This window comes from Pseudonocardia sp. McavD-2-B, assembly GCF_024124365.1.
Classification (GTDB): Bacteria; Actinomycetota; Actinomycetes; order Mycobacteriales; family Pseudonocardiaceae; genus Pseudonocardia; species Pseudonocardia alni.
Map to the genome: position 1 here is coordinate 1 of NZ_JAMXSG010000316.1, position 6,015 is coordinate 6,015.

7 protein-coding genes are annotated in these 6,015 nt (G+C 73.9%); 3 read left to right on the top strand and 4 right to left on the bottom strand.

The genetic code is table 11. The features are described 5' to 3' along the window. Window positions 1-540 precede the first annotated feature (540 nt). From NH602_RS27005 to NH602_RS27015, 3 genes are all read left to right on the top strand, one after another. Complete coding sequence (locus tag NH602_RS27005; RefSeq protein WP_253069251.1) at window positions 541-1,608, top strand: LCP family protein; 1,068 nt, start codon at window positions 541-543, stop codon at window positions 1,606-1,608. Between the two features lie 82 nt (window positions 1,609-1,690). Continuing rightward, window positions 1,691-2,281: a DUF2975 domain-containing protein gene (locus tag NH602_RS27010; protein WP_253069252.1), complete on the top strand. Its 591-nt coding sequence runs from the start codon at window positions 1,691-1,693 to the stop codon at window positions 2,279-2,281. A 65-nt stretch (window positions 2,282-2,346) separates the two neighbouring features. After that, complete coding sequence (locus NH602_RS27015; RefSeq protein ID WP_218913579.1) at window positions 2,347-2,532, top strand: helix-turn-helix transcriptional regulator; 186 nt, start codon at window positions 2,347-2,349, stop codon at window positions 2,530-2,532. A 7-nt stretch (window positions 2,533-2,539) separates the two neighbouring features. On the opposite strand, the gene NH602_RS27020 is transcribed toward NH602_RS27015, so the two are convergent. The 4 genes from NH602_RS27020 to NH602_RS27035 form a co-directional block, all read right to left on the bottom strand. Then, on the bottom strand, window positions 2,540-3,337 hold the full coding sequence (locus NH602_RS27020) for a glucose-1-phosphate cytidylyltransferase (protein ID WP_161152098.1): 798 nt from the start codon (window positions 3,335-3,337) through the stop codon (window positions 2,540-2,542). Window positions 3,338-3,576: 239 nt separating this feature from the next. Further along, window positions 3,577-4,467 (bottom strand): sucrase ferredoxin, encoded by an 891-nt coding sequence (locus tag NH602_RS32055; RefSeq protein ID WP_253069253.1) that lies wholly within the window; start codon window positions 4,465-4,467, stop codon window positions 3,577-3,579. Then, window positions 4,464-5,762, bottom strand: coding sequence for a JmjC domain-containing protein (locus NH602_RS27030; protein WP_253069254.1), 1,299 nt, complete (start codon window positions 5,760-5,762; stop codon window positions 4,464-4,466). Before NH602_RS27030 ends, NH602_RS32055 begins: the two co-directional genes overlap by 4 nt. Beyond that, complete coding sequence (locus tag NH602_RS27035; protein ID WP_253069255.1) at window positions 5,752-5,889, bottom strand: hypothetical protein; 138 nt, start codon at window positions 5,887-5,889, stop codon at window positions 5,752-5,754. Before NH602_RS27035 ends, NH602_RS27030 begins: the two co-directional genes overlap by 11 nt. Window positions 5,890-6,015 lie beyond the last annotated feature (126 nt).

A 6,015-nucleotide genomic window follows, 5' to 3' on the forward strand; every position in this document is an offset into this window, starting at 1 on the left:
CGCGCCTGGCTGTTCGTCATCTGGCACTGCTGGCAGGACAACCTCGCCTACGACCCCACCCGACACCGCGCCCTCCAACGCCTCCTCGAAGATCAACAAGCGGCGGGTTGACACAGGGCATCTCATGCCCGCAGCGGCACAGGTCGACCGCGACCGGGGTGGCCGCGACGGGCGGCAGCGCGCCGTTCTCCGCGGCGCCGCGCGGCGCCGGGATGGCGACCGGAGCGGTGCCGGTGCCGACGGTGGCGGGGGTCTCGGGCGTGACGCTCATGGGTTCCTCCTCGGTCCGCGACGGCCGTGCGGCCGTTCTGCCCCTGAGTTCGCCTGGTCCGTCCGGACCATTAGCGAGAGGGCCGTCGGTTCCCCACATCTGATGACACAGCACCCCTCTGTGACTGCGCTGTGTGCGCGCCGAGCCGCTGACCTGCGACGACCGGTGACGTTGCGCGGCACCGGGAGTGGGACCGTGCGGTGGCACGTAACGGCGGACGCCCGGTGGCGACGAACCGGACGACCGTCCACGGAGATCCAGGAGACCCGATGCGCATCGCCGTCCCCCCGCCCCGGCACGACGCCGTCGCGCCCGGCCTGCGCGACGGACGGCCCCGGCGTCGCGGGCGGCGGGTGCTTGCCGTCCTTCTGGCGCTCGTCCTCGTGCTGCTCCTCGCGATCGGGGGTGTGGTCGCCTACCTGACCTCGAGCATCGGCGGTGGCATCGCTCGCATCCCGGACGCGTTCCGCGGGATCGACGCCAGCAGCCGTCCGGCGACGTTCGGCGGCACCACGTTCCTGCTCGTCGGCACCGACTCCCGCGCCGAGGCCCCCACCACCGGCATCGACGCCGCCCCGGGCGTCGACGCGGGCTCCCAGCGCTCCGACGTGATCATGCTCGGCACCCTCGCCCCCGACGGCGAGCACGCGAGCGTCGTGTCGATCCCGCGCGACTCCTGGGTCGACATCCCCGGCCGCGGCATGAACAAGATCAACGCCGCCTACGCGTTCGGTGGCGCCCCGCTGCTCATCCGGACCGTGGAGAAGCTGACCGGGGTGCGGGTGGACCACTTCGGCGTCGTCGACTTCGCCGGGTTCACCTCGCTCGTCGACTCCGTCGGCGGCATCGACGTGCAGGTGGCGCAGGCGACGAGCAATGCCGGTGTGGACTTCCGGGCGGGGGAGAACCACCTGGACGGCGCCCAGGCGCTGGCCTACGTGCGCCAGCGCTACGGCCTCCCGAACGGCGACATCGACCGCGCCGCCCGCCAGCAGAACGCCATCAAGGCACTGCTCGCGACGGTCCAGGAGAAGGCCACGACCGACCCGACCGCGCTCTACGCGTTCGCGACCAGCGTCGGCGACGCGGTGAGCGTGGACGACTCGCTGTCCAACACCGGGCTGGTGCAGCTGGCCCTGGAGAACCGCAACCTGCGCGGCTCGGGTGTGGCGTTCGTGACCGCGCCGGTGGCCGGGCTGGGGCGCGAGGGGGAGCAGTCGGTCGTCTACCTCGACGAGCGGCGCAGCGCGCAGCTGTGGGGGGCGGTGCGCAACGGGTCGGTGGCGCAGTACGCGGACCTGAATCCGACGGAGGCGCTGAGCGCGACGCCGTCCTGAGTATATCGTTCTTCGGTGTACTGTTCTTCGACGTATCGAAGAACGATGCATCCGGGGGGATGTCATGACAGTGGATTCGTGGATGCTGAGCGCCGTCCGGCTGGTCGCGAGGCTCTACTTCGTGCTGCTGGCGGTCGCGCTGGCGTTCCTGGCCGCGGCCGCGGTCGGGAAGATCGGGCAGGCGCTGGCCGGGGAGCCGACGTCGTACGTGTTCGAGCTGGGATACGACCACCCGCCGCTGGCGGACTCCGCGCGGATGATCGAGGGATCGCCCCTGGTGATGGGACAGGACTCGCCGCGCCTCGGCTCGGTGCTCGCCGAGCTGCCGCAGCTCCTGCCCGCCCTCTACGGGGCGGTGGTCATCGGCCTCGCGCTGCGGGCGCTGGACCTGGCGCGGGAGCGGGGCCTGTTCTGCGACGGTCTGCCGCGCCGGGTGGGTCTGCTGGGCTGGGCGCTGGTCGGGCAGCCGGTGTGGGCCCTGGTCGAGGCGATGGACACCGCGTACCTGCGCAGCCACGTGCTGGCCGGTGCGACCGTCGGCGGCGAGCTGGGCCCGGCGTTCGGTGCGGCGCTCGAGTGGTCGACGGTGGCCGTCGGCGTCGGCGTCCTGCTGTTGCGCTCGATCATCGTCGAGGGCGTCGGGATGCGCCGTGACCTCGACGGGACGGTGTAGCGGTGCCCGCGGAACCGGAGTCGGCGATCGAGATCCATCTCGACACGCTGCTGGCCGAGCGGGGGATGACGCTCACCGAGCTCGCCCGCCGGGTCGGGGTCACGCACGCGAACCTGTCGGTGCTCAAGAACGGCCGGGCCCGCGCGATCCGGTTCTCGACGCTGTCGGCGATCTGCGAGGCGCTGGGCTGCCAGCCGGGGGACCTGATGAGCCACCGGGCCGGGGAGTCGTCGCTCCCCGATCCCCGGTGACGGCCGGTCAGGCCCAGATCTTCCAGGGCGCCTGGTCGCGCGCCCACAGGCTGTTGAGGTACTCGAAGTCCTTGAAGGTGTCCATCGCCGACCAGAAGTCCTCGTGGCGGTGCACGTTGAGCTGCCCGTCGCGGGCCAGGCGCTGCAGCGGCTCGTGCTCGAGCCACACGCCGTCGTCGTCGGGCTCGCCGAGGTAGGAGTCGAGGAACTCGCGGCGGAAGGCGAAGTACCCGCCGGAGACGAAGCCGGTCACCTGGGTGGGCTTCTCGTTGAACTCCACGACCCGTTCGCCCTCGACGTTCATCTCGCCGAACTTCGACGTCGGGTGCACCCCGGTGACGGTGCCGATCTTCCCGGACTGCTCGTGCTCCTTGGCCAGGGCGGTGATGTCGACGGTGCCGACGCCGTCGCCGTAGGTGAGGAAGAAGTTCTCGGTGTCGACGTACTGGGCGATCTTCCGGACGCGCGAGCCGGTGGCGGCCTCCAGGCCCGTCTCGGCGAAGGTGATCTCCCAGTCCTCGTCGACGCCGTTGTGGAAGTCGATCCGGTGCCGGTCGGACATGGACAGGGTGAAGTCCGCGGAGCGGGCCCGGTAGTCGAGGAAGTACTCCTTGATCGCCCAGCTCTTGTACCCCAGGCACAGGACGAAGCGCCGGAAGCCGTGCTCCCGGTAGGTCTTCATGATGTGCCAGACGATCGGCCGGTCACCGATCTCGACCATCGCCTTGGGCAGGCTCTCCGATGCCTCGCGGATGCGGGTGCCCTTGCCTCCGCAGAGGATGACGACGGGGGTCTGGGGGTCCATGGGGGCCTTCCGTTCCTTCGTGGGGAGCGTGGTGGGGCGACGGCGTCGTAGTGGTGCAACCGAACACCACTACCGCACTGTTATCGCCGTCGGGCTGTCTCCCGCCTCACATCGGGCGAAACCGGACAGCGCGGGTCGCCCCGCCACGACCTGTCCGCAGGTCATCCAGGGCTCCGGTGCGGACGGGATTGATCGGCCGGTCGTTTCCGTTTCGGAAACGACGGCCGCCCCGCCGGAGGTCAGGTGCGGGTGTCGACGAGGTCGAAGACCCGGATCCGGCCCGCCGGGCGGGCCGCACACGTCAGCGGCCGGTCCACCTCCACGAACCGTTCCCGCACCTCGACCACGCAGTCCGGGTGGTGGAACGTGACCCGCCAGGACGTGTGCCCGGGGGGCCGGCCGTCGGAGTCGACGTCCGCGACGCCCAGGTCGTCCACCCCGGTCGCGCCGGTGACGGCACGCGCGTGGTGCTGGGCGGCCTGCACGGCGGGCGGCAGCGCGGAGCGCCCCCGCAGCAGACCGGGGACGACGAGCCCGCGGCCGTACTCCCGCACGACGGCGGGCCCGTCGGCCGGGGTCACGCCGCCGTAGGTCAGGCCGTGGGGGAGCAGCACCAGGGCGGGGGCGAACCGGCAGCCGCCGATGTGGCTGCACTCCCAGGTGCCCTCGGGGTCGTCGGCGACGAGTGCGGCGGCGAGCGGCCGACCGCGGACGGCGCAGCAGGCGTCGTGCCGGCCGTGCGCGCAGACCAGCACCAGCGGGTCGGGGTGCGGGTCGCCGTCGGCGTGGACGGCGGCGGCCAGCTCGGCGGGGGAGGACCAGATGCCGGTGCGGACGTCCTCGTGACCGGGCCGGGCGTCGACGCGGAACCAGCGCCGCCCCGGTGCGACGGCGTCGCGGTCCCGGCGCCCGGGCCGGCGCACGAGCACGACCCGCGCGCCCTCCTCCCCGGCCCAGGCCCCGAGCGCCGACGCGGCGGCAGGATCGAGCCCGGCCAGGGCCTGACGCGGCCACGGCCCGAGGTGCTCGACGAGGAACCAGCGCCGCGCGGGCGGCGCGGTGCCCTCCGCCGGGTCACCGGCCGTCCCGGCGAGCTCCGCGCAGTGCTGGTACTCCCGGGCCGCGGTCACGCCGTGGCCGGGACGAGCACGCCCTCGCGCAGCAGCCGCCGGACGAGGACGACCTGGTCGTCGGCGTCCAGCCCGGGCAGGTCCCCGACGGTGTGGGTGCCGCCGCCGAGCAGGGCCGCCAGCGCGGGTGCGACGACGGCGGGCAGGGTCAGCGTCTTCTCCGCCAGTTCCAGCACGACCCGATCATCGCCCGGGACGAGGCGGTGGTGCACCCCGAGGCGCCGGCGCACGGTGTCCCCGGGCGCGAGATCGCGGGCGAACGCGGCGGCGGCGACCGGCCGGACCGGCTCTGGGCGCCCGCCGGACCACACCCGGCCCCGGACCCGGCGCGACACGTCCTCGGCGGGGACGGCGGCGAGGGCACCGGTCAGCGCGGCGCGCACCGCGTCCAGGTGCGGGGCGAGCTGTTCCGGGTCGGCCAGGTCGACCCCCAGCGGCAGGCTCGCGCGCAGCCGCTCGTCGGAGGCGACCAGCGCCAGCAGCGACTCGACCAGCGCGTACCGGGTCACCACGTGGACGCCGACGGTCAGGTGCGCCGAGACGTCGCCGAGCGCGGTGGCGGAGTGCAGCCAGCCGCGGGGGAGGTAGAGCACGTCACCGGGTTCGAGGACCCGGTCGATCACGGGCTCGTCGTCGCGGGCGCGGGCGGCGACGGCGTCGCCGTGGTCGCTCCAGGGCTGGCTGCGCAGCGGGTCGGTGTGGACCGGTGCGTGGACGCGCCAGTGCTTCTGCCCGGCCAGCTGCAGCACGAACACGTCGTGCACGTCGTAGTGGGCGGAGAAGCCCTGGGACTGGGGCGGGGTGATGTAGGCGTTCGCCTGCACCGGGTGGCCGAGGTCCTCGGCGAGCGCGGTGCAGAAGTCGATGACGCCGGGCCAGACGCGGTGCAGCGCCTGCAGGACGACGGTGCTGCCGTCGCCGAACAACGCGGCGACCTTGTCGTCGCGGACCTGGTCGCCGACCTCGGCGCCCACCCCGCCCGGGCCGGTGAAGTCACCCGAGCCGACGACGGACCCGTTGCGGGCCAGCCGCAGGAACGGGGTGCGCAGCCCGCGGCGGGACAGCAGCTCGTCGACGCCGTCGAGGTCGAGCAGGTCGCGGAACGCGCCGGTGTCCGCGCCGGTGCGCAGCAGCGCGGTGGTGCCCCAGTGCCGGGCGCCGAACGTGTCGGTGTCCGAGCCGACCAGCCGCGCGAGGGCGCCGTTCCCGGACGCCGCACGCGCGCCGGCCGGTACCGGGGCGCCCGCGGGGGGCGATCCGGCACCGGCCGTCGGCTCGCTCAGCTCAGTTCGCACCGCTGTCGGCGCCACCGTCGGCGCCGCCGTCGTGCTGGCCGGGGGTGCCCTGGCCGGCGCCGGAGTCCGCGGGGCCCTCGGGGCCGGAGCCGCTCGAGGTGGTGATGTCGTCGTCGTTCAGAGCCATGGTGGTCTCCTGGTGTCGTCGGGACTGTCGCGAGCGGCTACCCCGGGCCGGGCCCGGCCATGCACGTTCCTCTCCGAAACGACGACGGCGGGGGGGGGGCTCGGGGGGGGGGCCCCCCCCCCCCCC

Bases quoted from the DNA above. Each gene is read 5' to 3' on its own strand.
- NH602_RS27005 (WP_253069251.1), top strand. From the start codon at position 541: ATGCGCATCGCCGTCCCCCCGCCCCGGCACGACGCCGTCGCGCCCGGC.
- NH602_RS27010 (WP_253069252.1), top strand. From the start codon at position 1,691: ATGCTGAGCGCCGTCCGGCTGGTCGCGAGGCTCTACTTCGTGCTGCTG.
- NH602_RS27015 (WP_218913579.1), top strand. From the start codon at position 2,347: ATGACGCTCACCGAGCTCGCCCGCCGGGTCGGGGTCACGCACGCGAAC.
- NH602_RS27020 (WP_161152098.1), bottom strand. From the start codon at position 3,337: ATGGACCCCCAGACCCCCGTCGTCATCCTCTGCGGAGGCAAGGGCACC.
- NH602_RS27035 (WP_253069255.1), bottom strand. From the start codon at position 5,889: ATGGCTCTGAACGACGACGACATCACCACCTCGAGCGGCTCCGGCCCC.